At 71.4% G+C, this 25,293-nt stretch carries 25 protein-coding genes and 1 riboswitch; of the genes, 14 read left to right on the top strand and 11 right to left on the bottom strand.

What is annotated here, in order from left to right; all coding sequences use genetic code 11:
• The first annotated feature begins 204 nt into the window (after window positions 1-204).
• A complete protein-coding gene (locus tag OHA55_RS12945; RefSeq protein ID WP_266710608.1) occupies window positions 205-1,623 on the top strand; it encodes a M1 family metallopeptidase in 1,419 nt (472 codons plus the stop codon).
• A 188-nt stretch (window positions 1,624-1,811) separates the two neighbouring features.
• On the opposite strand, the gene OHA55_RS12940 is transcribed toward OHA55_RS12945, so the two are convergent.
• Window positions 1,812-2,387 carry a TerD family protein gene (locus tag OHA55_RS12940; protein ID WP_266705905.1) on the bottom strand — a complete coding sequence of 192 codons (576 nt, stop codon included), beginning with the start codon at window positions 2,385-2,387 and terminating at the stop codon, window positions 1,812-1,814.
• Between the two features lie 225 nt (window positions 2,388-2,612).
• Here OHA55_RS12940 and arfB point away from each other — a divergent pair, with 225 nt between their 5' ends.
• A complete protein-coding gene (gene arfB, locus OHA55_RS12935; RefSeq protein ID WP_266705903.1) occupies window positions 2,613-3,038 on the top strand; it encodes an alternative ribosome rescue aminoacyl-tRNA hydrolase ArfB in 426 nt (141 codons plus the stop codon).
• 45 nt (window positions 3,039-3,083) lie between these two features.
• Here the strand turns inward: arfB and OHA55_RS12930 are convergent, their stop codons facing one another.
• On the bottom strand, window positions 3,084-3,593 hold the full coding sequence (locus OHA55_RS12930) for a flavin reductase family protein (protein ID WP_266710606.1): 510 nt from the start codon (window positions 3,591-3,593) through the stop codon (window positions 3,084-3,086).
• 470 nt (window positions 3,594-4,063) lie between these two features.
• On the opposite strand from OHA55_RS12930, the gene cdgB reads away from it, so the two are divergent.
• Together cdgB and OHA55_RS12920 are read left to right on the top strand one after the other, a co-directional pair.
• Entirely contained in the window at window positions 4,064-5,710 is a 1,647-nt protein-coding gene (gene cdgB / locus OHA55_RS12925; RefSeq protein ID WP_266705901.1) for a diguanylate cyclase CdgB, read from the top strand.
• A gap of 142 nt (window positions 5,711-5,852) precedes the next feature.
• Entirely contained in the window at window positions 5,853-6,869 is a 1,017-nt protein-coding gene (locus OHA55_RS12920; protein WP_266705899.1) for a carbohydrate-binding protein, read from the top strand.
• Window positions 6,870-6,900: 31 nt separating this feature from the next.
• Here the strand turns inward: OHA55_RS12920 and OHA55_RS12915 are convergent, their stop codons facing one another.
• The 4 genes from OHA55_RS12915 to OHA55_RS12900 all read right to left on the bottom strand — a co-directional run bounded on the left by OHA55_RS12915 (window position 6,901) and on the right by OHA55_RS12900 (window position 10,689).
• Entirely contained in the window at window positions 6,901-7,827 is a 927-nt protein-coding gene (locus OHA55_RS12915) for a 1-phosphofructokinase family hexose kinase (protein WP_266705897.1), read from the bottom strand.
• 239 nt (window positions 7,828-8,066) lie between these two features.
• The gene (locus OHA55_RS12910; protein ID WP_266705895.1) at window positions 8,067-8,555 is read right to left on the bottom strand and encodes a GNAT family N-acetyltransferase; all 489 of its coding nucleotides are present in this window, start codon (window positions 8,553-8,555) and stop codon (window positions 8,067-8,069) included.
• Between the two features lie 86 nt (window positions 8,556-8,641).
• Window positions 8,642-9,796 (bottom strand): N-acetylglucosamine-6-phosphate deacetylase, encoded by a 1,155-nt coding sequence (nagA, locus tag OHA55_RS12905; protein WP_266705893.1) that lies wholly within the window; start codon window positions 9,794-9,796, stop codon window positions 8,642-8,644.
• A complete protein-coding gene (locus OHA55_RS12900; protein WP_266710604.1) occupies window positions 9,796-10,689 on the bottom strand; it encodes an ROK family protein in 894 nt (297 codons plus the stop codon). The genes nagA and OHA55_RS12900 overlap by 1 nt, the downstream gene beginning before the upstream one ends.
• Before the next feature lie 171 nt (window positions 10,690-10,860).
• On the opposite strand from OHA55_RS12900, the gene OHA55_RS12895 reads away from it, so the two are divergent.
• Complete coding sequence (locus OHA55_RS12895) at window positions 10,861-11,169, top strand: DUF3263 domain-containing protein (protein WP_266705892.1); 309 nt, start codon at window positions 10,861-10,863, stop codon at window positions 11,167-11,169.
• Window positions 11,170-11,266: 97 nt separating this feature from the next.
• Here OHA55_RS12895 and OHA55_RS12890 read toward each other — a convergent pair whose 3' ends face one another.
• Window positions 11,267-11,722, bottom strand: coding sequence for a MarR family winged helix-turn-helix transcriptional regulator (locus tag OHA55_RS12890; RefSeq protein ID WP_266705891.1), 456 nt, complete (start codon window positions 11,720-11,722; stop codon window positions 11,267-11,269).
• A gap of 310 nt (window positions 11,723-12,032) precedes the next feature.
• Between OHA55_RS12890 and otsB the strand changes: the two genes are divergently transcribed.
• Window positions 12,033-12,884: a trehalose-phosphatase gene (gene otsB, locus OHA55_RS12885; RefSeq protein WP_266705889.1), complete on the top strand. Its 852-nt coding sequence runs from the start codon at window positions 12,033-12,035 to the stop codon at window positions 12,882-12,884.
• Between the two features lie 66 nt (window positions 12,885-12,950).
• Here the strand turns inward: otsB and OHA55_RS12880 are convergent, their stop codons facing one another.
• Entirely contained in the window at window positions 12,951-14,336 is a 1,386-nt protein-coding gene (locus OHA55_RS12880) for a trehalose-6-phosphate synthase (protein WP_266705887.1), read from the bottom strand.
• Window positions 14,337-14,398: 62 nt separating this feature from the next.
• Window positions 14,399-15,373: a glucosyl-3-phosphoglycerate synthase gene (locus OHA55_RS12875; protein ID WP_266705885.1), complete on the bottom strand. Its 975-nt coding sequence runs from the start codon at window positions 15,371-15,373 to the stop codon at window positions 14,399-14,401.
• Between the two features lie 154 nt (window positions 15,374-15,527).
• A riboswitch (SAM riboswitch) is annotated at window positions 15,528-15,655 on the top strand.
• A gap of 18 nt (window positions 15,656-15,673) precedes the next feature.
• On the opposite strand from OHA55_RS12875, the gene thrC reads away from it, so the two are divergent.
• The 4 genes from thrC to groL all read left to right on the top strand — a co-directional run bounded on the left by thrC (window position 15,674) and on the right by groL (window position 19,877).
• Complete coding sequence (thrC, locus tag OHA55_RS12870; RefSeq protein WP_266705883.1) at window positions 15,674-16,963, top strand: threonine synthase; 1,290 nt, start codon at window positions 15,674-15,676, stop codon at window positions 16,961-16,963.
• Window positions 16,964-16,992: 29 nt separating this feature from the next.
• Entirely contained in the window at window positions 16,993-17,271 is a 279-nt protein-coding gene (locus OHA55_RS12865) for a MoaD/ThiS family protein (RefSeq protein WP_266705881.1), read from the top strand.
• Window positions 17,272-17,697: 426 nt separating this feature from the next.
• Window positions 17,698-17,904: a cold-shock protein gene (locus tag OHA55_RS12860; protein WP_003967346.1), complete on the top strand. Its 207-nt coding sequence runs from the start codon at window positions 17,698-17,700 to the stop codon at window positions 17,902-17,904.
• A gap of 350 nt (window positions 17,905-18,254) precedes the next feature.
• The gene (gene groL / locus OHA55_RS12855) at window positions 18,255-19,877 is read left to right on the top strand and encodes a chaperonin GroEL (RefSeq protein ID WP_266705879.1); all 1,623 of its coding nucleotides are present in this window, start codon (window positions 18,255-18,257) and stop codon (window positions 19,875-19,877) included.
• 134 nt (window positions 19,878-20,011) lie between these two features.
• Here groL and OHA55_RS12850 read toward each other — a convergent pair whose 3' ends face one another.
• Complete coding sequence (locus OHA55_RS12850; protein WP_266705877.1) at window positions 20,012-20,770, bottom strand: MerR family transcriptional regulator; 759 nt, start codon at window positions 20,768-20,770, stop codon at window positions 20,012-20,014.
• A 469-nt stretch (window positions 20,771-21,239) separates the two neighbouring features.
• Between OHA55_RS12850 and OHA55_RS12845 the strand changes: the two genes are divergently transcribed.
• Window positions 21,240-21,377 carry a hypothetical protein gene (locus OHA55_RS12845; protein ID WP_266705875.1) on the top strand — a complete coding sequence of 46 codons (138 nt, stop codon included), beginning with the start codon at window positions 21,240-21,242 and terminating at the stop codon, window positions 21,375-21,377.
• 241 nt (window positions 21,378-21,618) lie between these two features.
• On the opposite strand, the gene OHA55_RS12840 is transcribed toward OHA55_RS12845, so the two are convergent.
• Window positions 21,619-22,569 (bottom strand): beta-ketoacyl-ACP synthase III, encoded by a 951-nt coding sequence (locus OHA55_RS12840; protein ID WP_266705873.1) that lies wholly within the window; start codon window positions 22,567-22,569, stop codon window positions 21,619-21,621.
• Window positions 22,570-22,693: 124 nt separating this feature from the next.
• Here OHA55_RS12840 and OHA55_RS12835 point away from each other — a divergent pair, with 124 nt between their 5' ends.
• The 3 genes from OHA55_RS12835 (at window position 22,694) to OHA55_RS12825 (ending at window position 25,228) form a co-directional block, all read left to right on the top strand.
• Window positions 22,694-23,317, top strand: coding sequence for a TetR/AcrR family transcriptional regulator (locus OHA55_RS12835; RefSeq protein ID WP_266705871.1), 624 nt, complete (start codon window positions 22,694-22,696; stop codon window positions 23,315-23,317).
• 349 nt (window positions 23,318-23,666) lie between these two features.
• Window positions 23,667-24,074 carry a YciI family protein gene (locus tag OHA55_RS12830; RefSeq protein WP_266705869.1) on the top strand — a complete coding sequence of 136 codons (408 nt, stop codon included), beginning with the start codon at window positions 23,667-23,669 and terminating at the stop codon, window positions 24,072-24,074.
• An 8-nt stretch (window positions 24,075-24,082) separates the two neighbouring features.
• Window positions 24,083-25,228, top strand: coding sequence for an RNA polymerase sigma factor (locus OHA55_RS12825; RefSeq protein ID WP_266710602.1), 1,146 nt, complete (start codon window positions 24,083-24,085; stop codon window positions 25,226-25,228).
• The last annotated feature ends 65 nt before the right edge of the window (window positions 25,229-25,293 follow it).

The following is a 25,293-nucleotide window of genomic DNA, read 5'->3' as shown; positions in this document are numbered from 1 at the left end:
CCGCCCCCGCCCCCGCCCCCGCGCGGGGGCGGGTCCACCCCGTGCCCGGTACATAGGATCGGCGCCGTGAAACCGCGCATCCCCGCACGCAGGCGCATCCCCGCACGCAGGCGCATCCCCGCACGCAGGCGCATCCCCGCACGTGGACTCGTCCCCGCACGAGGGCGGCTCTCGGCCCTCCGGCTCCCCGCGCGCGCCGGTGCTCTGCTGCTCGCCTGCGCCGTCCTCGGCTGCACCGCTTCGGCCTGTACGGGCGCGGGGGCCGGGGTGGCCGGGACGCCGGGCGCGGCCGGAGTGCGCGATCCGTACTTCCCGAAGCTCGGGAACGGCGGCTACGACGTCAGCCACTACGACCTCCGGCTCTCCGTCGACCGGAGCGCCGAGCACCTGACGGGCACGGCGACGATCACCGCCCGCGCCACCCAGGACCTGAGCGCCTTCCACCTCGACCTCGTCGGGCTCGACGTGACCGGGGCGACCGTCGAGGGGCGGCCCGCCGCGGTGAGCCGGGCGGGCGGCGAGCTGGTCCTCCGCCCCGACGCGCAGGTCGCCGGCCGCCTCCGCAGGGGCCGCACTTTCGAGACGGTCGTCCACTACTCCGGTGCGCCCCGCACCCTGACGGACGCGGACGGCACCCACGAGGGGTGGCTGCGGACTGCGGACGGGGCCGTCGCGCTCGGCGAGCCGGCGGGCGGCCCGACGTGGTTCCCCGGCAACCACCACCCGAGCGACAAGGCCACCTACACCGTCGCGGTCACCGTCCCCGAGGGCCTGACGGCCGTCTCCAACGGCGAACTCGCCTCCCGGCGCACCACCAAGGGCACCACCGGCGACCCCGCCCGCACCACGTACACCTGGCGCACCACCGAACCCATGGCGAGCTACCTCGCGACGGTCGCGATCGGCCGTTTCGTCACGAAGGAGTCCCGCGCGGGCGGCCTCACGGTCTTCACCGCCGTGGACCCCGAGGCGGCGGCGGAGGCGGAGCCGGAACTCGCCCGGATTCCGCGGATCCTGGCGTGGGAGGCGGAGAGGTTCGGGCCGTACCCGTTCCGTTCGGCGGGGGCGATCGTGGACCGGGCCGAGGATTCCGAGTACGCCCTGGAGACGCAGAACCGGCCGTACTACCCCGGCCCGCCGACCACCGGGCTCCTCGTCCACGAGCTGGCGCACCAGTGGTTCGGCGATTCGGTCACTCCGGCCGACTGGCAGGACATGTGGCTCAACGAGGGGTTCGCGACGTACGCGGAGTGGCTCTGGAGCGAGGACCACGAGGACACCCCGGTGGGGGAGAGCTTCGAGGAGGCCTTCGACGACGACGCCAACTGGGCCTTCCCGCCGGCGAAGCCGCCGACCGCGGCCGATGTCTCGCAGCCACCGGTGTACGGGCGCGGAGCCATGGTCGTGCACCGGCTGCGGCTCGCGGTGGACGACGACGAGAGGTTCTTCGCCCTGCTCAAGGGCTGGACCCGGGCGCACCGGCACGGCAACGCGTCGACGGAGGAGTTCACGTCCTACGCGGAGAAGGTGACGGGCCTGGACCTGTCGCGGCTCTGGTCGGTCTGGCTGTACGGCGACGAGCGCCCGGCCGACCCGAACGCGCCGGATCTGCCGCCGAACTGACCTGTCGCAGAACTGACCTGCCGCAGAACTGACCTGTCGTGGAGCGGGAATCCACCCGCTCCGCGCGGCTCAGGGCCTCTCCGGCGCGTGCGGGAGAGGCCCTGAGCGGGGTACGCGGAACGGGCGTCAGGGGGCTGCCGTCAGGCTGCCCGCCCTGGACGCGCCGGACGCGCGGACGGTCTCTCGCGTCAGATGTTGACGCCGAAGTCCTGCGCGATGCCGCGCAGACCCGAGGCGTAACCCTGGCCGACCGCGCGGAACTTCCACTCGGCGCCGTTGCGGTAGAGCTCGCCGAAGACCATCGCGGTCTCGGTGGCGGCGTCCTCGCTGAGGTCGTAGCGGGCGATCTCGGTGCCGCCGGCCTGGTTGATGATGCGGATGAAGGCGTTCCGCACCTGGCCGAAGTTCTGGCTGCGGTTCTCGGCGTCGTAGATGGAGACCGGGAAGACGATCTTGTCCACGTCGGCCGGCAGGCCCGCCAGGTTGACGTTGATCTGCTCGTCGTCGCCCTCGCCCTGGCCGGTGACGTTGTCACCGGTGTGGACGATGGTCTGGTCCGGCGTCGACTTGTTGTTGAAGAAGACGAAGTGGCCGTCGGAGACGACCTTGCCCGTCGGGTTCACCGCGATCGCCGAGGCGTCGAGGTCGAAGTCGGTGCCGGTGGTGGTGCGGACGTCCCAGCCGAGGCCGACCGTGACGGCGGTCAGGCCCGGTGCCTCCTTGGTGAGCGAGACGTTGCCGCCCTTGGACAGGCTTACTGCCATGGGAAGTCCCTTTCCTCGTCATGTGCGGGCTTCGTGCCATCACGAAAGCTACCGTCACCCGTCATAACGCGAGAGGGAGGCCACGAGGTTCCTGGTCCCTTTACTTTCTTTGCCGAACTTTCGTCCCGTTCTGTCCCCGCGGTACGCGGGCCGGGGGACGGGGCTGCCGCCGGCCCCGTCAAAAGAAGGTGACGGACCGCCCGGGGGCCGGGGAGACTGGGTGTCATGTCCGGGCCCTATGTCATCCGCGGTGCGGTCTCCCTGCCGGAGGCCGAGCTCATGTGGCGTTTCTCGCGGTCCTCCGGGCCCGGGGGGCAGCACGTCAACACCAGCGACACCCAGGTGGAGCTGCGCTTCGACCTCGCCGCCACCGAGGCGCTGCCCGAGGTCTGGAAGGAGCGCGCGCTGGAGCGGCTGGCCGGCCGGCTGATCGACGGGGTGGTCTCCGTACGCGCCTCCGAGCACCGTTCGCAGTGGCGCAACCGCGAGACGGCCGCCGTGCGGCTCGCCTCCCTGCTGGCGGAGGCGACGGCGCCGCCGCCGGCGCCCCGCCGCAAGCGCAAGATCCCGCGCGGGATCAACGAACGCCGGCTGCGGGAGAAGAAGCAGCGGAGCGACACCAAGCGCGGACGCTCCGGCCGCGACTGGTGACACGGGCCGGGCGGATCGGCGAAGCGCGGCCCTCCGGCCCGTCTCTCAGCCCAGCGTCCGGTAGTTCCCCTTGAAGTACAGCAGCGGCTCGCCGTCCGTGGCCGTCGGCACGGACGCGGTGAGGACCCGCCCGATCACCAGGGTGTGGTCGCCCGCCAGCACCCGCTGCTCGGTCCGGCACTCCAGCGTCGCCAGCGCCCCGTTCACCAGCGGTGCCCCGGAGACCTCGCCGCGCACGTGCGGGACGTCCGCGAAGAGCAGCCGGTCGCTGATCCGGCCCTTCATCGAGAAGCGGGAGGCGATCTGCCGCTGACCGGCCGCCAGGACGGAGACCGCCCAGAGCGGCTGTTCGGCCAGCAGGTCGTCCATGCGGGAGTCGTTGCGCAGGCTGACCAGCACCAGCGGCGGGTCCAGCGAGACGGACAGGAACGCCGTCGCGGTCATTCCGGCCTCTTCGCCGTGTCCGCCCTCGTCGTCGGCCGGCTCCTCGGCGGTTACCAGTACTACGCCGGCGGCCAGCCGCGCGAGAGCGGCCCGGAACTCGTCGTTGCTCACCCCCTCAGCATGGGGGACGTCATCGGGGCGCGTGGTGAGGGTCTTCGTCTGCGGCACACTCGCACGCTAGTCGCGCCCGATGCGGGCCCGCATCGGGCCAGGGGACCAGCCGGGTCCTAGGTCTCCGGCCCAAGAAGGTGCATACCGCACATACCGTCGGCACATGCCTGCGAGCCGGTCGCAAGGGTGCCGACGGGCGCACGCGGGGGCGTGCGCCGGTAGCGTGGGCGAGTCCCGCGCACCGGTGATGCGTGGAGTTGCGCGGGGTGTGCGCCGGAGTGGGTGGACCGCCATGGGGAACAAGTCGGCACCCCTTTACGTTCTGTTGTGACATGACTCACAGAGAGCGATATTTCGTTGACCCTGTGTACCGGCTGCACAGCTCGCTGTGATTCAGTGGCGAGGACACTGCGATAAGTACGTCGATATGACATCTGGAGTTGCTGTCGAGGTCTCGGGGAGAGCGAGCAATGGAGGCCGAGTCGGAGCCCTACGTCCGTCTTGCGACCATGCGGCAGCTGCACCAGGCCGTCGCTGATCTCAATTCGGCGCGCAGCCTTGCCGACACGCTGCAGACCGTGGCGGACGGAATCGTCAACGGTCTCGGCTACGAGCTGGGCTGTGTCAATCTCGTCCAGCCGGACGGTGAACTCGTCGTGGCCGCGTTCGCGGGCAACAACGCGGCCGAGGCGCTGATCACCGGCCGCACCGGTTCCCGCGACGCCTGGGAGCGCCGGCTGACCATGGGGGAGGCCTGGGAGGATCTGCGGTTCATACCGCACACCGAAGGCTGGGTCCTTCTCGACGACGACGTGCCGCAGTGGCACACCGAGGGTCCCGAGCCCCGCTTCGAGGACGAGTGGCATCCGCTGGACCGCCTCTACGCCCCGATGTACACGACCAACGGCGGCCGGGACCGCAAGGATCTGCTGGGCGTGCTCTCCGTGGACCGCCCGCGCAACGGCCGCCGCCCGGGCGCCTGGGGCCGCGAGGCGCTCCAGATGTACGCCTCGCAGGCCGCGATAGCGATAGGCAACGCCCGGCTCCGCGCCAACATGCAACGCGCGCTGGTCCGTCTCGAACGCGAGCAGCAGGCGCTGCGGGCCAGTGAGGAATCCTTCCGCCAGGCCTTCGAGTACGCCCCCAGCGGCATGGCCATCGCGGAGGTGGGCGGCGACCTGCACGGGCGGCTGCTCCGGACCAACGACGCGCTCTGCCGGCTGCTGGGTCGCCCGGCCTCGGTGCTGCGCCGCCAGTCCTTCGCCGACCTGGTCCATCCCGAGGATCTCGGCACCCTGCTCCGTACGTCCGCCGAGGGCGGGCGGGCCGAGCTGCGGCTCGGCCGGCGCGACGGTACGTACCTCTGGGTCTCGCTCCGCAACTCGGTGGTCGCGGACACCACGGACGGGCCGCGCTTCCTCCTCACGCACGTGGAGGACATAGAGGAGCGCAAGCGGCACGAGCTGAACCTTGCGCACCGCGCCTCGCACGACGCCCTCACCGGTCTGCCCAACAGCGCGGAGCTGCGTTCCCGGCTCAGCGAGCGGCTCTGCGAGCGCCCGCACGCCACCGCCGCCACCGCGATCGAGGCGCTGGACGCGGCGTACGGGGACGTGGAGGCCCGGGGGCACGGGTACGACGTCGATCCGGGACTCGCGGGCATCCCCTACGAACACCACGTCCACACGGTGGCGCCGGACCCCGCGCGCGACGACGGGGCGAAGGGGCTCGCGGTCCTCTTCTGCGATCTGGACGGCTTCAAGTCCATCAACGACCGATTCGGTCACACCACGGGCGACGCGGTCCTGATCGAGGTGGCCCGCCGCCTCAGTACCTGTGTGCGGGACGGGGACACCGTCGCCCGTCTCGGGGGTGACGAGTTCGTCGTGCTCGCGGACGGGCTCGGCGCGGCCGACGCCGCCGACCTGGCGGTACGCCTGCGGAACGCGATCATCCCGCCCATCAGGGTGGACGGCAGGGCGGTCCGGGTCGGTGCGAGTTTCGGTATCGGCTGGGCCGAGTGCGGGATGAGTGTGGAAGAGGTCCTGGCCTCGGCGGATCAGCGGATGTACGTGGAGAAGCGGTCGCGGGCGAAGGTTCACCGCAGAGCCGGATGACGTTTACTGGATGGTTCCCCGCCCGGCCCCGTACCGGGGCGGGTGGGGGAGCGGGGACCCGGGAGACATTCGGCGGATGCTCCGTACGAGGTAGGCTCGCCCGGTCGGCGACGGCTGGCGAAAGGTGAGGAGTGACCCAGGGATGACGGCCGGAAACAACGGCGAGGGCAAGCCCGAGGACGACGATCCGTTCGGCTACCTGTACGCCGACGGGCAGGCGGCGGGCGCCCAGCCCCCCGGCGGTGGCGGCTACGGCTACCCCGGACCGGCAGCTCAGCGCGGCGTCCCCCGGACCTCTTACAACCAGGTGCGGGCCGTCGGAGAGCGCCAGTACGGGCAGGTTCCGCCGCAGCAGCCCTATGGCCAGCCCCAGCAGCAGTACGGCCAGCAGGCCCCGCAGCAGTACGGTCAGCCCACCGCTCAGTACGCGGCCCCCGAGACCTACCCCGGCGGCGCCGGCGCCGTGACGGCGTCCGGTTCGGTCGGGCACGGCGGTGGTGGTACCGGGCGGGGCGGCAACGGCGGTAACGGCGGCCGTGGTGGCCCCAACACGAAGGCCATCCTCGGTGGCGCCATCGCGGTCGTCGCGGTGGTGCTGATCGGTATCGCCGCCGCCCTGACCACGGGCGACGACAGCGACAAGAACGACAAGAAGAACGAGGCATCGGCCTCGGCCGCGCCCAGCGGCGACAACGGCACGTCGGCGTCGCCCGAGCCCTCCGGCTCGGACGAGCCGGTCGAGCTGCCGAAACAGGACGCGGCGGCGCTCACCCTCGGCGGCACGGCCACCCTGGACAACACCGTCCCGGGTGCGAAGAGCGCCAGCGGGCAATACATCAGCCTCAACGAGGTCGGCCGGTCCGCCACCTGGTCGGTCGACGTGCCGGAGGCCGGTCCGTACACCCTGTACGTGACCTACGGCGTGCCCGGCAAGGACGCGAAGACGACCCTGACGGTCAACGCCGAGGCGCCCCGCTCGATCAACATGAAGAACTACGCGCAGGCCGCCGAGGGCGACGCGGCGAAGGGGTGGACCAACACCTACGCCTACGTCAACCTCACCAAGGGCTCCAACACCCTGAAGCTCTCCTGCGAGGTCGGCGACCAGTGCGACGCCAACCTGGACCAGCTTTCGCTGAAGGCCGGGCAGCAGCAGTAGGCGCGGGCTCCGTGGGCGCCGCGCCGGTGGTTCAGAGCACCGGCGCGAGCGACTCCACGGTGACGCGGGGCAGCAGCTCCGCGTAGGCGTCCGCGTCGAACTCCCCGGCCGCCGGGGCGAGTACGGTCGCGGAGGCCAGGGCCACCGCGCGGGCCAGCCGGTCCGGCCAGTCCAGTCCCTCGGCGAGCCCGGACAGCAGTCCGGCCGCCGCCGAGTCGTCCGCTCCCGTCGCGTTTCCCCGTACGGCGGAGGGCGGCGCGGCGCGCCAGGTGCCGGCCTCGGTGGCGGCGACCAGGCCGTCCGTGCCGAGCGGGGCGACCACCGAGCGGGCACCGCGGCGGCGTGCGTCGCGGGTGGCGCGCAGGGGCTCCCGGGAACCGGTGAGGCGGGCGAGTTCATCGGCGTTCGGCGTCGCGAGGTCGGGGCGGGCGGCCATCCCCCGGCGCAGCGGTTCCCCTCCGGTGTCCAGGAGTACGGGTATTCCGGCGGCGCGGGCGCGGCGGACGAGTTCGGCGTAGGCGCCGACGTGGATGCCCGGCGGCAGGCTGCCGCAGAGGGCCACGGCCGTTGCCTCGCCGAGGAGTTCGTCGTAGGTGCGGAGCAGGGCGGCCCACTCGTCGTGGCCGACCTCGGGGCCGGGCTCGTCGAGCCGGGTGGTGCGTCCGGTGGAGCGTTCGACGACGGTCACGGTGCGGCGGGTGTCGCCGGCGACGGGTATGAGCGCGTCGTGCGGGCCCAGCGGGGCGAGCAGTTCGCGCACCAGGGTGCCGGTGCGGCCTCCGGCGAACCCCGTGACGACCGTGGGGTGTCCGAGCGCGGCGAGGACCCGGGCGACGTTGACGCCCTTGCCGCCGGGCCGCTCCACGACCTCGCTCACCCGGTGGCGGCCGTGCGGGACGAGGTCCGCGACGGTGTAGGTCACGTCGAGTGCGGTGTTCAGCGTGACGGTCAGGATCACCTGGACTCGCCCCCCGGTTTTTCTCTCTCGTTCGCCGGGCCGCTTGCCGGTCCCGCGTTGTGGAATGAGGCGTTCCGATGGCGGTGCGTGCCGCGCCGGGGGAGCGCCGTTCCCGCGATCATGCCAAAGAGACGGCCATGGGCCCAGAGGGTGTCCGGAGGACGAGCGGCGGACGTCCGGGAAACGGCACTCCGCCGCACCCTGCCGCACTCCTCCGTTTCGCGCCCCGGCTGCGCCGGTCAGAGCCGCAGATGCATGATGTGCAGCCCGACGTACCCGTCCTTCGGGTGCCGGAAGCCCTCCGGCAAGGTGCCAATGACCTCGAACCCCAGCGACTCGTAGAGCTTCACGGCGTGGACGTTCGTCTCCACCACCGCGTTGAACTGCATCGCGCGGTACCCCTGTTCGCGCGCCCACTCCACGGTGTACGCGCACAGTGCCCGCCCCACGCCCTGCCCGGAGTGCGCCGGGTCGACCATGTAGCTGGCGCTCGCGATGTGCGAGCCGTTGCCCTGGTGGTTGCGGTTCATCTTCGCGGTGCCGAGGACGGCCCCGGCGTCGTCCACGGCGACGACCGTGCGGTTCGGACGCGGCAGCAACCACCAGTCGCTTGCCTGCTCTTCGTCGAGGTCGGCGGGGTAGGTGAAGGTCTCGCCGGCGGCGACGATCGTATGGAAGAAGGGCCAGATGGCCGGCCAGTCCTCCGCGGTGGCTTCCCTGATCAGCATGGGAAGAGCGTGCCCTGACGGGGACGGTGGTGACAACGCCGTTTCGCGGGCGGCGATGTACCGTCCCCCTCAGGGGGAAACGACCCTCAGACGCCCTTCGGCTCGACGATCCACTCGCCCTTGCGCATGACGCCCTTGAGGACGAACGCCTCGTCAAGTACCACCAGGTCGGCGTCCTTGCCGGTCTCCAGCGAGCCGATCCGGTCGTAGAGGCCGAGCAGCCGGGCCGGGTTGACGGAGATGGACCGGACGACGTCCTCGACCGGGATGCGGTCGATCGTCACGGCCCGCCGGAACGCGGTGTCCAGGGTGAGGGTGGACCCGGCGATCGAGCCGCCCTCCACCAGCCGGGCGACGCCGTCCTTGACCTCGACCGCGAGCGGGCCGAGCTGGTACGCGCCGTCGCCGAAGCCGGCCGCGTCCATGGCGTCGGTGATCAGCGCGACCCGGGCGGCGCCCGCGTGGTGGTAGGCCATCTCCAGGGCCGCCGGGTGCAGATGGGTACCGTCGTTGATCAGTTCGACGGTGATCCGCTCGTCCTCCAGCAGCGCCGCGATCGGGCCGGGGGTGCGGTGGCCGAGGGCGGGCATCGCGTTGTAGAGGTGGGTCGCGACGGTGGCGCCCGCGTCGATCGCCTCGACGGTCTGCTCGTAGCTGGCGTCGGTGTGGCCGATCGCCGCGATGACGCCCTGTTCGGCGAGGAGCCGTACCGAGTCGAGTCCGCCGGGGAGTTCGGTGGCGAGCGTCACCATCTTCGCGGTGCCGCGCGCGGCCGTCAGCAGGGCCTGGACGGCGGCCGGGTCGGGGTCGCGCAGCAGCGCTTCGCTGTGCGCGCCCTTGCGGCAGGGCGAGATGAAGGGGCCCTCGAAGTGGATGCCCGCGATGTCGCCCTGTTCGGCCAGCTCGGAGAGGACCCCGGCCCACCGGCCGAGGAAGTCCAGGCTGTCGGTGACGGTGGAGGCGACGACGGTGGTGGTGCCGTGCTCGCGGTGCGTCCGTACGCCCGTCAGCACCTGGTCCACCGAACCGGCGGTGAAGGACGCGCCGCCGCCGCCGTGGTTGTGCATGTCCACGAACCCGGGGACGACCCAGTGGCCGGTCAGGTCGATGGTGCGGGCGTCCTCGCGGGCCCCGTCGGCGATCCGTGTGCCCTCGACGGCCAACCGGCCGTTCTCCTCGGTGCCGCCGGGCCGTACGACCCGGGCGCCGGTGAGAACCGTGCTGTCTGCGCGTCCGGCCATCAGACGGATACCTCCGTGGCGAGTAGATCCCAGGCGAGCAGTCCCGCGCCCAGGCATCCGGCGCTGTCCCCGAGGGCCGCCGGAACGATGTGGGGCAGTGTCTGGAACGTGACGCGTTCCTCGACGGCCGCACGCAGTGGTGTGAACAAGGTTTCCCCGGCCTCGGCGAGACCGCCACCGACGATCAGGGTGCGCGGGTCCAGCAGGGTGATCGCGATGATGAGCCCGGCCGCCAAGGCGTCGACGGCGTCCGCCCAGACGCGCAGGGCGGCCGGATCGCCCGCCTCGACGGCCCGCGCGCAGTCCGCGGCGTCCTGGGCGGGATCGCCGCAGGCGGCGGCCCAGGCACGGCTGACGGCGGCGGCGGAGGCGAGCGTCTCCAGGCAGCCGCGCTGTCCGCAGCCGCACTCCGGGCCGTCCGGCCGGACCACGACGTGCCCTATCTCTCCGGCGCTGCCGTGCGCGCCCGGCTCGACGACCCCGTCGATGCCGATGGCTCCGGCGATGCCGGTGCCGAGGGCGACGAAGAGGAAGCGGTCGGTGCCGCGTCCGGCCCCGCCGCGGCCTTCGGCCAGTCCTCCGGTGCGGACGTCGTGGCCGAGGGCGACGGGGATGGAGCCGAGCCGTTCGCCGAGCAGGTCGCTCAGGGGCAGGTCGCGCCAGCCGAGATTGGCGGCGTAGACCGCTATGCCCCGCTCGGCGTCGACGATGCCCGGAACCGCGACCCCGGCGGCGACGGCGGGCTCGCCGAAGTGCTCCTCGCCGTACGCGCGCAGATCGGCGGCGAACCCGAGGATGCTCTCGACCACCGCCTCGGGACCGCGCTCCCGTCCGGTGGCCCGTCGCTCCTCGTGCAGGAGGGTGCCGTCGGCTCCGACCAGCGCGGCCTTCATTCCCGTGCCGCCCACATCGAGGGCGATGACATGTCTCACGGGGGACAGTTTCACCCCCCGGTCTCAAAAGGTCTAGTCCACTATTCCGCTTTGTTTTGTGTGCATACAAAAATCCCCAGGCGGTGGGGCGCCCCGGTGGCGCTGTCCGGGGCGCGCGTTACGTTGGTCGGCATGACCGCCCCCGAGCACGGAAACGGACCCATCGATACCGGCGCCGACGCTGACGGAACCGGTGCCGACGCGAGCCCGGGCACCGCGGCGCTCTCCGCACGGGACCTCGCGCTGCTGGCGCTGGAAAGGCGGTCCTGGGCGAGCCCCGGCGCGAAGGAACGTGCCATCCGCGAGGAACTGGGCCTCTCCCCGGTCCGGTACTACCAGCTGGTGAACGCCCTGATCGAGGACCGCCGCGCCCTGGAGGCGGACCCCGTGACGGTCAACCGCCTGCGCCGCGTACGGGACGCCAAGCGGAACCGGCGCTGAGCCGGGGCCACCGCGCACCCGGCTCACCCGCACGAGCGACGCGGCCACGGGCCGCGCGAGCGATCCGGCCGTGGGCCGCGCACACCCCGGACACCGGCTACGGCCGTGGCCAGGGCCGCCCGGAGAGCCGCTCGATGTCGGTGTTGAACCGCTTGAGGTACTCCGCGAACGTCTCCACGTCCTCCGCGGACCACTTCTCCAGCACGAGCCCGAGCCCGCTCGCGTTCTTCTCGCGCTCCTCGTCGAGCCGCTGCGCACCCTCCGGGGTGATCCGGAACTTGCGGGCCATCCCTCCTGAGGGGTCCGGAATGCGCTCCACCAGACCGGCCTGCATCGCGGCGGCGGTCTGCCGGTTGAGGGTGGACGAGTCGAGCCCGAAGGCGTCGCTGAGCTCCTTGATGGACATCGGCCCCTGCACGCGGATGCGGCTCAGCAGGACGTACGCGCTCCGCTCCAGCACGTCGTCCTTGCGCCGGCCGTTGGCGGTGCGCAGGAAGATGTGACGGCTGAGCAGCATCTGCTCGTACTCGACCTGCTGGATGGGGTCGTCCATGCGTTCGTGCTCCTTGCTGCTGTCCCGCGCTCCCTCCCTCCCGAGCCTACGGGCTGTCCCGCAATCCCTGGTGGGTGCGCGACGACAGCTACGGCACCTCGCCGCGTTGTCGGAACGTCCGCATGCATCCAGTATGCGGACGCTCCTCCGCCTTGCGATGCACCGCATCCGACGCCGCGCACCGGTCCACCACGGATTGCGGGACAGCCCTTGCGGGGCACGGGCCGGGACCCGCCCCGGGCGTGCGGGCTCCGCGGGCCCGCTCGGGCCGCCCCGGCCGACGCGGCCGATGCGGCGCTAGGGTCGGACCATGGGCATCCACCGGGACCACCTGCCGACTCCGTCCACCGAAGCGGGCCGCGAAGGGCTCGCCGCGCTCCTGGCCCGGCCGGACCGGGCCGTGGTGGCACTCGACTTCGACGGCACCCTCGCCGAGATCGTCCCCGACCCCGAGCAGGCGCGGGCCCACGCCGACGTGTTGCCCGCGCTCGCCGCGCTCGCGCCGAAGATCGCGTCCGTCGTCGTGATCACCGGCCGCCCGGCCGCCGTCGCGGTCGCGCACGGCGGGTTCGCCGGGGTTCCCGGCCTGGACCACCTGGTGGTTCTCGGCCATTACGGCGCCGAGCGCTGGGACGCCGCCTCCGGCGAAGTGGCCGCCCCGCCGCCGCACCCGGGCCTCGCCGCCGTCCGCGCGGAGCTGCCCGCCCTGCTGGAGGGGCCCGAGGTGCTGAACGGCACCTGGGTGGAGGAGAAGGGGCAGGCCGTCGCCGTCCACACCCGCCGGGCCGCCGATCCGCAGGCCGCCTTCGAGCTGCTGCGGGAGCCGCTGGGCGCGCTCGCCGCGCGCCACGGGCTGATCGTCGAGCCGGGCCGCCAGGTCCTGGAGCTGCGCCCGCCCGGCGTCGACAAGGGCGTGGCGCTCACCGAGTACGTGGCGGAGACGGGGGCCGGGGCGGTGCTTTACGCGGGCGACGACCTCGGCGACATCGCGGCTTTCGCGGCGGTGGAGAAGCTGCGTTCCGGTGGCCCGGACCCGGTGCCGGGGCTGCTGGTGTGCAGCGGCGGCACCGAGGTGCCCGAGCTGGCCGGCCGCGCCGACCTGGTCGTGCCCGGGCCGGCGGACGTCGCGGCGCTGCTGGCGGCGGTGGCCGAAAACATCTGAGACCGAAGGCGTCCGGGGCGGACGCCCGGAAGACGGGTGAGGCGGGCGCCGAGGACGGGGGCGCGCTCACCCCTCCCGCAGCGCCTCCAGCTGCTGGAGGAACCACGCCTGCGGCGGCAGCGCGGTGGCGGCCTCCGCGAGCCGGGCCGAGCGCTCGGACCGCTCCCGCTCGTCCATGGTCAGCGCCTCGTGCAGGGCCTCGGCCGTCGCGCTGACGTCGTACGGGTTGACCACCAACGAGTCGGCGCCCAGCTCCTCGTACGCCCCGGCCTCGCGGGAGAGCACCAGGGCGACCCCGTGGTCGGAGACGACCGGGACCTCCTTGGCGACCAGGTTCATGCCGTCCCGGATGGGGTTGACCAGCGCCACGTCGGCCAGCCGGTAGGCCGCGAGGGAGCGGGCGAAGTCGTCCTTCACGTGCAGGACGACCGGGGTCCAGGTGTCGGTGCCGTACGACTTGTTGATCTCGTCGGCGAGCTCCTGGACGGCGGACGTGTACTCGCGGTAGACCGCCAGGTCCTGGCGGGAGGGGTAGGCGAAGGCGATGTGCACGACGCGTTCGCGCCACTCGGGGTGGTTGTCGAGGAGGGTCCGGTACGCGTGCAGCCCGCGCACGATGTTCTTGGACAGCTCGGTCCGGTCGACCCGGACGATCGTCTTCCGGCTGCCGTCGCCGCCGATCTGCTCGCGCAGCGCGGCCATCCGCTCGTCCACGTCCGGCTCGTGCGAACGGGCGAGCAGGAAGTCGCCGTCGGCGCCGAGCCCGTGCACGCCGATGCGGGTGCCGCTGGTGCCGCCGAGGATTTCGGTGCAGCAGCCGATGAAGGCGTCCGCCCAGCGGCGGGTGAGGAACGCGGCCCGGTCGGCGCCGAGGATGCCGCGCAGCAGCTGCTCGCCGATGTCGTCCGGCAGCAGCCGGAAGTAGTCGACCGGCGCCCACGGGGTGTGCGAGAAGTGGCCGATGCGCAGGTCGGCGCGGAGTTCGCGGAGCATTCCGGGGACCAGCGCCAGGTGGTAGTCCTGCACCAGCACGGCGGCGCCCTCGCCGGCCTCCTCGGCCAGCGCCTCGGCGAAGGCCCGGTTGTACGTCTCGTACGCGGCCCACTGGCGCCGGAACTCGTCGTCGAAGACCGGCTCGACCGGGGTCTGGTAGAGCAGGTGGTGGACGAACCAGAGCACGGAGTTGGCGATGCCGTTGTAGGCGTCGGCGTGCACGGCGGCGTCGATGTCGAGCATCCGGACGCCTTCTTCGCCGACGCCGCGCCGGACCGCCTCGCGGTCGCCGTCGCTCAGTGCGGCGCAGACCCACACCTTGTCGTCGACGGCGCTCAGCCCGGAGACGAGCCCGCCCCCGCCCCGGCGTGCGTCGAGGGAACCGTCCTCGTTCAGCGTGTACGACACGGGGCCGCGGTTGGACGCGACGAGGACCTGGGCGGTGTGCTCGGAGACCATGTAGCGGAACCTAGCCCGATACGTAACCCCCCAAACGTGTTCGGACGGAGCCTGCGGACTCCTCAGGCCGCGGGGCGCGCGCCGTACTCGGGGATCTCCCGGACCGGGGGCCGTTCCTCGGTGTCCACCGCGTAGGTGCGGGGCCGGAAACCGTGCTCGTCCCGTTCGAACTGGGTCAGCGCCGGACGCACGAGATGTCCCCGGGAGAGCCGCAGCTGGGCGGTCCGGTAGATCGCGGCGGCCATCCGTCCCAGCGCCTGACCGTCCTGGTGGCGGTGGCGGCGGACGCCGACGTCCACCTGGGCCAGCGCGTCGAGCCCCACCGTGTGGAGCGCGTCCACCAGGAGACCCAGCTCCACCCCGTACCCGACCGGGAAGGCCAGCTGTTCCAGGAGCCCGCGACGGACCGCGTACTCGCCGCCCAGCGGCTGGACGAAGCCGGCGAGTCTCGGCCAGTGCAGATTGAGCAGGGGGCGTGCGACCAGTTCGGTGACGCGTCCGCCCTGTGCGGGGGTACCGGCGGGGCGTTCGGCGTCCGCGGTCTCCAGCGGCCGGTCGTACATCGCCTTGACGAACTGGATGTCCGGGTCGGTCAGGAGCGGGCCGATGATGCCGGAGACGAAATCGGCGGAGAAGTCCTTGAGGTCGGCGTCGACGAAGCAGACGATCTCGCCACTGGTCACGAAGAGCGACCGCCAGAGCACCTCGCCCTTGCCGGGTACGGCCGGAATCCGGGGGAGGATCTCGTCGCGGTGCACCACCCGGGCTCCCGCCGCCCGGGCGACGGCGGAGGTGGCGTCGGTGGAACCGGAGTCGATCACCACGAGTTCGTCGACCAGCGGGACCTTCTCCATCAGCTCGCGGCGGATGGTCCGGACGATGTCGCCGACCGTCGCCTCCTCGTTCAGCGCGGGCAGCACGACGCTCACCGAGGAACTCCGCAGGTCGCGGCCCCGGGCGGCCAGGAGGCGGTCCAGGGGGCGGTCGGAGGCGGCCCAGGAACGGCGGTTCAGCCAGCTGTCGACCTCTTCCAGCACGGGCGATACTCCCTGTATGTGATCCATCTCGCGGTTCGGACGACTACCTCACCCGTCGGGTGCTTCGGTTACAGTCTTGAACAACGCTTACTGCCTTCGCATGTCGGGGTCAGAGGGCGGACAAACGCCTGGATCGAACGGTCCAGTGCCATAGCGCTCATCCAGAGGGACTGAGGGAACGGCCCGTTGAAGTCCCGGCAACCCTCCCGCCGGCCGCGAGGCCACGGTGGGGAAGGTGCCAATTCCGTCTTGCGGCGAAATGCGTCGCAAGGAAGATGAGGAGAAAGGGCCTCCGCCATCATGGCTGTTCAGATTGCCGAAGCGACGTCCGGAACCGTGGATCTCGGTCCCGCCACCGCGCTTTCCTGCCGCGAGTGCGGCGAGCGTTTCGAGCTTGGTCCCATCTTCGCCTGCGCGTCCTGTTTCGGGCCGCTCGAAGTGGCGTACGACCTGCCGAGCGGCTCCCCGGACGAGCTGAAGAAGCGCATCGAAGCCGGCCCGAACAACATCTGGCGCTACGCGCCGCTGCTGCCGGTCCCCGCCGATGTCGCTGACAAGCCCAACATCAACCCCGGCTTCACCAAGCTGGTCAAGGCCGAGAACCTCGCCCGTGAACTGGGCATCACCGGCTCCCTGTACGTCAAGGACGACTCCGGCAATCCGACGCACTCCTTCAAGGACCGCGTCGTCGCGATCGCCGTCGAGGCCGCCCGTGCCTTCGGTTTCACCACCCTCTCCTGCTCCTCCACCGGCAACCTCGCCGGCGCGGTCGGTGCCGCCGCCGCCCGGGCCGGCTTCCGCTCCTGCGTGTTCATCCCGCACGACCTGGAAGAGGGCAAGGTCGTCATGGCCGCGGTGTACGGCGGCGAGCTCGTCGGCATCGACGGCAACTACGACGACGTGAACCGCTTCTGCTCCGAGCTGATCGGCGACCCGCTCGGCGAGGGCTGGGGCTTCGTCAACGTCAACCTCCGCCCGTACTACGGCGAGGGCTCGAAGACGCTCGCGTACGAGATCTGCGAGCAGCTCGGCTGGCAGCTGCCCGACCAGCTGGTCATCCCGATCGCGTCCGGCTCCCAGCTCACCAAGATCGACAAGGGGCTTCAGGAGCTGATCAAGCTCGGTCTCGTCGAGGACAAGCCGTACAAGATCTTCGGCGCCCAGGCCGAGGGCTGCTCCCCGGTCTCCACCGCCTTCAAGGCCGGCCACGACGTGGTCCGCCCGCAGAAGCCGAACACGATCGCCAAGTCGCTCGCGATCGGCAACCCGGCCGACGGCCCGTACGTCCTGGACATCGCCCGCCGCACCGGCGGAGCGGTGGAGGACGTCGACGACGAGCAGGTCGTCGACGCGATCAAGCTCCTCGCCCGCACCGAGGGCATCTTCGCGGAGACCGCGGGCGGTGTGACCGTCGGCGTGACGCGGAAGCTGATCGAGGCCGGTCTGCTCGACCCGACGCTGACCACCGTCGTCCTGAACACCGGTGACGGCCTCAAGACCCTGGACGCCGTCTCTCCGACGACCGGCCTGACGGCGACCATCCGCCCCAGCCTGGACGCGTTCCGCGACGCGGGCCTCGCGGCCCACTGACCACCCCAGCACCGAGGAAGGCAATCCCCATGAGCGTCAAGGTCCGCATCCCCACCATCCTGCGTACGTACACCGGCGGCCAGGCCGAGGTCTCGGCCGAGGGCACCGTCCTTTCCGAGGTCATCGAGTCCCTGGAGAAGGACCACCCGGGCATCGCCGCGCGCGTCCTGGACGACCAGGGCAAGCTCCGCCGCTTCGTCAACGTGTACGTCAACGACGACGACGTCCGCTTCGAGGGCGGCCTCCAGGCGGCCACGCCGGACGGCGCCGGCGTCTCGATCATCCCCGCCGTCGCGGGCGGCTGCTGACCGTACTGCCGTTCCACGGCGCGCACTCCATGGAATCGCCCCCTTCGCGTACGACGCGGAGGGGGCGATTCCGTAGGATTGAGCGCGGTACAGTTGGGGAAGCCCCCTCCGCCGCTCACGTCGAGCATGTGCGAGATCGCGCCGCGGCCCGACAAGATGTGGCCAAAGTCCGGATGCCCTCTGTGCCTTAAGCGGCCTTTGTCTGGCCCGACTTGCCCAAGATTCTCAGCAAATCCTCATGTTCGGGCGTTCCGTCGTGCCGATTTTTCTCGTCCGATTGACCTGTTGCAGAGGGCAGTTGGGCAGATACATTCGGCCGCGGTCGAGGCGTTCCGGCGCACACACCCTCTCCTGTCGGAGGGTGGGTTCTGACCCGGGTCCGCGAAGTGCGGTCCTGTGCAGGGGCCAGAAATAGGGGAGTTGGGCATGGCTCAGGGCACCGTCAAGTGGTTCAACGCGGAGAAGGGGTACGGCTTCATCGCGGTCGACGGTGGTGCGGATGTTTTCGTCCACTACAGCGCGATCCAGATGGACGGGTACCGCACCCTCGAAGAGGGTCAGCGAGTTGAATTCGAGATCTCGCAGGGCCAGAAGGGGCCGCAGGCGGACATGGTCAAGCTCGCCGTGGGCTGAGTTGGACGCGGTCGGCGACGAAGTTCTCACGCACGCAGGGCCCGTCCCTCAGGGGTACGGGCCCTGCGTGCGTTCGCGTTTCCCGTGGCCAAAAGGGCCTGCGAGAGCCCGCACGGTGTTCGGGGAGCGTCCGTTCCTTGTCCCCAGGACGAGGAGGACGCTTGCACTCGCAGGGGTCGAGTGCTAATCATTGGCGTTAGCACTCTCCAGGTGAGAGTGACAGAAACTTGGACCGGGCCGGTGAGGCCCGCAGGCGCGGCGGGGCAAGGAACCGCCGGGCACGCAGGCCGTCCGTCGCGGGCGCCTCTCGGTCCGGAGCAATCCACCCCTGTCCGGGAGGACCACTTCACATGGCCAAGATCATCGCGTTCGACGAGGAGGCACGGCGCGGTCTCGAGCGCGGGATGAACCAGCTCGCCGACGCCGTCAAGGTCACCCTCGGCCCCAAGGGCCGTAACGTCGTCCTCGAGAAGAAGTGGGGCGCGCCCACGATCACCAACGATGGTGTTTCCATCGCCAAGGAGATCGAGCTCGAGGACCCGTACGAGAAGATCGGTGCGGAGCTGGTCAAGGAGGTCGCCAAGAAGACGGACGACGTCGCCGGCGACGGTACGACCACCGCCACCGTTCTCGCCCAGGCGCTCGTCCGCGAGGGTCTGCGCAACGTCGCCGCCGGTGCCAACCCGATGGCCCTCAAGCGGGGCATCGAGAAGGCCGTCGAGGCCGTCTCCGCCGCTCTGCTGGAGCAGGCCAAGGACGTGGAGACCAAGGAGCAGATCGCTTCGACCGCCTCCATCTCCGCCGCCGACACCGAGATCGGCGCCAAGATCGCCGAGGCGATGGACAAGGTCGGCAAGGAAGGCGTCATCACCGTCGAGGAGTCCCAGACCTTCGGTCTGGAGCTGGAACTCACCGAGGGTATGCGCTTCGACAAGGGCTACATCTCGGCGTACTTCGCGACCGACATGGAGCGTATGGAGACGTCCTTCGACGACCCGTACATCCTCATCGTCAACTCGAAGATCTCCAACGTGAAGGACCTCCTTCCGCTGCTGGAGAAAGTCATGCAGTCGGGCAAGCCCCTGCTGATCATCGCCGAGGACGTCGAGGGCGAGGCCCTGTCGACCCTGGTCGTCAACAAGATCCGTGGCACCTTCAAGTCCGTCGCCGTCAAGGCCCCGGGCTTCGGTGACCGCCGCAAGGCCATGCTCGGCGACATCGCCATCCTCACCGGTGGCACCGTCATCTCCGAGGAGGTCGGCCTCAAGCTGGAGAACGCGGGTCTCGACCTGCTCGGCTCCGCGCGCAAGGTCGTCATCACCAAGGACGAGACGACGATCGTCGACGGCGCCGGTGAGAGCGACCAGGTCCAGGGTCGCGTCAACCAGATCCGTGCCGAGATCGAGAACTCCGACTCGGACTACGACCGCGAGAAGCTCCAGGAGCGTCTGGCGAAGCTGGCCGGCGGCGTGGCCGTCATCAAGGCCGGTGCCGCCACCGAGGTCGAGCTCAAGGAGCGCAAGCACCGCATCGAGGACGCGGTGCGCAACGCCAAGGCCGCCGTCGAGGAGGGCATCGTCGCCGGTGGTGGCGTGGCTCTGCTCCAGGCGTCCGCCGTCTTCGACAAGCTCGACCTGACGGGCGACGAGGCCACCGGTGCCAACGCCGTCAAGCTCGCGCTGGAGGCCCCGCTCAAGCAGATCGCCGTCAACGGTGGTCTCGAGGGTGGCGTCGTCGTGGAGAAGGTCCGCAACCTGCCGATCGGTCACGGCCTCAACGCCGCGACCGGCGAGTACGTCGACATGATCGCCGAGGGCATTCTCGACCCGGCGAAGGTCACGCGCTCCGCTCTGCAGAACGCCGCCTCCATCGCCGCGCTCTTCCTCACCACCGAGGCCGTCATCGCCGACAAGCCCGAGAAGGCCGGCGCGGCCGCCCCGGGTGGCATGCCGGGCGGTGACATGGACTTCTGATCCCCTTCAGGGATCGGTGGTTCCACCCCCGCAGCGTCCAGCTGTAGCTTCGGCCCCCAGGATTCGTCCTGGGGGCCGATGTGTTTTCCGCAGAGGCTGTTCAGCCGCGGAGGCTGTTCAGCCGCAGGGGCTGTTCAGCCGAGGCGGGCCGAGGTGTACGCCTCGATGGCGTCCCGCTGGTAGGCGGCGAGGCCGGGTGCGACGGCCTCGTAAGCCGCCCGCCACTGCGGGTTGTCCACGCAGGAGCGCCCGATCGCGCGGTGTTCGTCGGCGGTGACGGGGCGCAGCGCGGTGAGCGCCCGGTACTGCGCGTCCACGTGTTCCTGGACCGGTGCGGCGTCGGCGGGCAGGCCTGCGGACAGCAACTCGGCCAGCCGGATCATCTGCGCCGTGCGCTCCCGCTGCCCGGCCTCGATCTCGGTGTCGGTCAGGCCGGCGGTGTGCCGCCCGACCGCAGCGGCGTGCTCGGGGAAGTCCCGCAGGCTCTCCTCGTACTGCTCGGGGCGGATGCCCTCGAAGAGGTTCTCGGGGCGGTTGATACGGGTCATGGTGGAGTCCTCCCGGGAGAGTTCCAGCTCGTGGATCGTGCGGGAGACGGCCGCGGCCAGGGTGGCGAGGCGGTCGCGTTCGGCGAGCAGCCGGCGGTGGTGGCCGCGCAGGGCGGCCAGTTCGTCGACCTGCGCGGCCAGGATGCGGCCGATCTCGGGCAGCCCCACACCGAGGCTCCGCAGCACCAGGATCTGCTGGAGCCGCAGGAGCTGGCGGTCCTCGTACACGCGGTGCCCGTTCGAGCCGGTGCCGGCGGGCGGCAGCAGCCCGATCTCGTCGTAGTGCCGCAGCGTCCGCGCGGTCACCCCGGACATCCGGGCGACCTCCGCGATGGGCCAAGTCATGGCCGCCTCCTTCACGTCGACGTGAGCGGGAGAGTGGATCGTCGGTACGGGACACGGCCGGCCCTGTCCCGTACGGGCCGGGGTTCGTCCGGCCCTGAGAAAGACGGTAGGAGCTGCCGCAGCGGCAACCGCAAGCCCTGCGGCCACCGGCTCTCCCGGACCGCCGGTTCTCCCGAAGCCCCGGCCTTTCCGAGGTCCCCGGCGCTGCCGCTACTCCTCGTCGAGCGCCGACAGATGACGGGTGAAGTCGTCCACGAGGGCGTCATCCGCAACACCCCGGCCGAGGGGGCGGTCCGTGTCCTCTGTCACTGAACCTTGACCGATTGCCAGTGAAGTTTGACCTCTGAGTGAGCCACAGCCCTCGTCTGTTCCCGTTCAGGCCCGCGGATATGCTCCCGTCATGCGACGACAGGGACGAATGGGCAGGGTGGCTCGCTGGCTGGTGGTTTGGGCCGTGTTCACCGTCGTCATGCGCTTTGTCACCGACTTCGCGGGCATCTACCGGGGCTGGTTGGCCACTGCAGTGACGTCCGCGTCGGTGGTGACCTCCTGGTACCTGGTCTCAAGGTTGCGCTCCCGCAGGGAACGCAACCTCGCAGCGCAGTAGCTGGACGACGAGCTCCGAAAGTCGTACCCCCGGATGAAGCCCGCCGGTCAAACTTCAGGAGCAATCGGTCAGGGATCAGCCTCAGGAAACAGTCCTCGACGCCGCGAGGGAGGCCGAACACTTTTACGGAGTGCGGGTGTTCGCCTCGGACTCGTCCCGTACGCCCCGTCCTTCTTCTCGGGGCAGGGGGCGAGCTCTGCGCTGAACGGGACGTACGTCCTCGCCGGTGAACTGACCGGTGTCAGGGGCAGGTGACGACCTGGCCGGCCCAGGAGAGCCCGCCGCCGAAGGCGAAGAGCAGCACGGGGGCGCCGGAGGGCAGTTCGCCGCTTTCGGAGAGCTTGGACAGGGCGAGCGGCACCGAGGCGGCGGAGGTGTTGCCGGATTCCACGACGTCGCGGGCGATGACGACGTCCTCGCGCAGGCCGAGCTGCCGGGTCAGGGACTCGATGATCCGCAGGTTGGCCTGGTGGGTGACGACCCCGCCCAGGTCGGCGGGGGTGATCCCGGCGCGGTGGCAGGCTTCCCGGGCCACGGCGGGCAGTTCGGTGGTGGCCCAGCGGAAGACGGCCTGGCCCTCCTGCGTGAACTTCGGCTGCCACGCGCCCGCCAGCCGCACCGCCTGCTCGCGCGTGGGGTCGGAGCCCCAGGTCACCGGTCCGATTCCGGCTTCGCCCTGTTCGGTCGCGCTGATCACGGCGGCGCCCGCGCCGTCGCCCAGCAGGATGCAGGAGGAACGGTCCGTCCAGTCGGTGACGTCGGACATCTTCTCCGCGCCGATGACGAGCGCGTGCCGGGCGGCTCCGGCGCGCACGGTGTGGTCCGCGCAGGCGAGCGCGGTGCAGAAGCCGGCGCAGCCGTTGTTGAGGTCGAAGCAGACGGCGGAGGGGATGCCGAGGCGCGCGGCGACCTGGGCGGCGATGGAGGGGCACCGGTCGAGGGCGGAGCAGGTCGCCACGGTGACCAGACCGATGTCGGCGGGCTCCAGCCCGGAGGCGGCCAGTGCCTTTCCGGCCGCTGCCGAGGCCAGGTCGGTGACGGACTCGCCGTCCGCGGCGATCCGGCGGGCGGCGATGCCCGTGCGCTGCCGGATCCAGGCGTCGGTCGTGTCGACCATGCCCTCCAGTTCGGTGTTGGTCAGCACGCGGGAGGGCTGGTAGTGCCCCAGGGAGGCGATGCGGGTCCCGGACAAGACGGTGCTCCTTCGGTCGGGCCGTGCGGCACCGGGCGGCCGAACGGCCGGGCGGCGACCCCCGGAATATAGCAACCGATCGGTCGGAAGATAAAGGGGTTGGGCGGGACTATGATCGGCTCCCATGAGCCCTCGGAACTCGGTCGTGGAGACCCGCCGCACCCGGCAGCGCATTCTGGAACGCGGCTTGGTGCTCGCCTCGGCGGACGGGCTCGAAGGGCTCACCATCGGGCGGCTGGCCACCGAACTCGCGATGAGCAAGGCCGGGGTACTCGGCCACTTCGGCACGAAGGAGCGCCTGCAACTCGCCGTCCTGGACGCCGCGGCCGAGCTGTTCGCCCGGGAGGTGCCGGAGAGGGTACGGGACGTGCCCGCCGGGCTGCCGCGGCTGCGGGCGCTGTGCGAGGCGTGGGTGTCGATGCTGGAGCGGAACGTGCTGCCCGGCGGCTGCTTCTTCGCCGCCGCCGCCACCGAGTTCGACGGGCGCGAAGGCCCCGTGCGTGACGCCGTCGCGGGCCTGAGCGAGCTGTGGCGCCGCGACCTGCGTCTCCACGTCCAGTGGGCGATCAGGGCGGGAGAGCTGCCGGAGGACACGGACGCCGAGCAGCTGGTCTTCGAACTCGTGGGCACCATGCTCTCCCTCAACCACTTCCTCCAGCTCACCCGTGACCCGGCCGCCCCGGCCCGCGCCCGCCGCGCCCAGCGCAGGCTGCTCGGCGAGCGGTCTGCCGAGCTGCCGGGTGGCTGAGCGACTGCGCAGGTGAGCTACTGGGCTGATGTGCGGCCGTGCTGATGTGCGGCTGTGCGGCTGTGCGGCTGTGCGGCTGAGCTGCTGGGCGACTGGCCTGCTGCTCTTCTGGCCTGTTGAGCTTCTGGCCGACCGGCGCGTCTTGCTTCCTTCCGGCGCCGTCGGTCGGGATCGTTCGTGGGACCGTTCGTCGCGCCGGCCGTGCCGGTCGGAAGGCCCCGGAAATTTCTCACCCGGTGATGTCCGGTGATGTCGAGAACCCGTGACCGGCTCCGTCCCCGTAGTGAAAGCGACGAACGCGACCACGACCGCGACCGCGCACACGGTCGCCGCAGCGAGGAGAGACGCCATGGCCAAGTACCTGATGCTCAAGCACTACCGGGGCGCCCCGGCTCCGGCCAACAACGTGCCGATGGACCAGTGGACGCCGGAGGAGATCTCGGCCCACGTGCAGTACATGAACGACCTCGCGGCCCGGCTGGAGAAGACCGGCGAGTTCGTCGAGGGCCAGGCGCTCGCCCCCGAGGGCGAGTGGGTCCGGTACGACGGCGAGGGGCGCCCGCCGGTCACCGACGGCCCGTTCGCGGAGACCAAGGACCTGATCGCGGGCTGGATGGTGATCGACGTCGACAGCCATGAGCGCGCCCTGGAGGTGGCCGGGGAGCTGTCGGCCGCACCGGGGGCGGGCGGCGAACCGATCCACGAGTGGCTGGAACTGCGTCCATTCCTGGGCGCGCACCCCACCGTCACGGAGTGACCCCACCGATGGACGAGGCCCTGATCCGGAGCCTCACCCCGGGCGTACTCGCCGTCCTCGTCCGTCGCGGAGCGGATTTCGCGGCGGCCGAGGACGCCGTGCAGGAAGCCCTGCTCCAGGCGGTACGCGTCTGGCCGGCCGACCCTCCGCAGGACGCGAAGGGCTGGCTGGTCACGGTGGCCTGGCGCAGGTTCCTCGACGCGACCCGCGCGGACAGCGCCCGCCGTCACCGTGAGGTCCGGGTGGACGAGGAACCGTCCCCCGGGCCCGCCCGCGCGGTGGACGACACCCTCCAGCTCTACTTCCTCTGCGCCCACCCCTCACTGACCCCCTCGTCGGCGGTCGCACTGACCCTGCGCGCCGTCGGGGGCCTCACCACGCGCCAGATCGCCCGCGCCTACCTGGTGCCGGAGGCGACGATGGCGCAGCGCATCAGCCGGGCGAAACGCACCGTCTCCGGCGTGCGGTTCGACCGCCCCGGCGATGTCGGAACGGTGCTGCGCGTCCTCTATCTGGTCTTCAACGAGGGATACTCCGGCGACGTCGACCTCGCCGCCGAGGCGATCCGGCTCACCCGGCAGCTCGCGGCCCGTATCGACCACCCCGAGGTGTCCGGGCTGCTCGCCCTCATGCTGCTCCACCACGCCCGGCGGGCCGCCCGGATCGCGCCGGACGGCAGTCTGGTGCCGCTCGCGGAGCAGGACCGGGGCCGTTGGGACACCGTGGCGATCGCCGAGGGGATCGGGATTCTCCAGGCGGCCCTGGCCCGCGACCGGTTGGGCGAGTACCAGGCGCAGGCCGCCGTAGCGGCGCTGCACGCGGACGCGCCCACCGCCGGGGAGACCGACTGGCCGCAGATCGTGGAGTGGTACGACGAGTTGACGCGCCTGACCGACAGCCCGGTCGTCCGGCTGAACCGTGCGGTCGCCGTCGGGGAGGCGGACGGGGCGCGCGCGGGTCTGGCGGCGCTCGCGGCGCTGGACGACTCGCTGCCCCGCCACACCGCCGTGGCGGCGTACCTCCACGAGCGCGACGGCGACCCGGTGACGGCGGCGCGGCTGTACGCGGAGGCGGCGCACCGGGCGACCAACCTCGCCGAACGCGACCACCTGACCCGCCAGGCCGCCCGGCTCAACGCGCGCGGGGAGCGGTGAGCAACCCAGCATGGCGGCCCGTCCACGACCATGTCTGCCGGAGGAATCGGCTTTCCCCGGCCTGA

Origin of the sequence: Streptomyces sp. NBC_00102, assembly GCF_026343115.1 — a bacterium.
In the GTDB taxonomy this organism is placed as follows: domain Bacteria; phylum Actinomycetota; class Actinomycetes; order Streptomycetales; family Streptomycetaceae; genus Streptomyces.
This window is presented reverse-complemented; position numbering and strand designations above follow the sequence as displayed.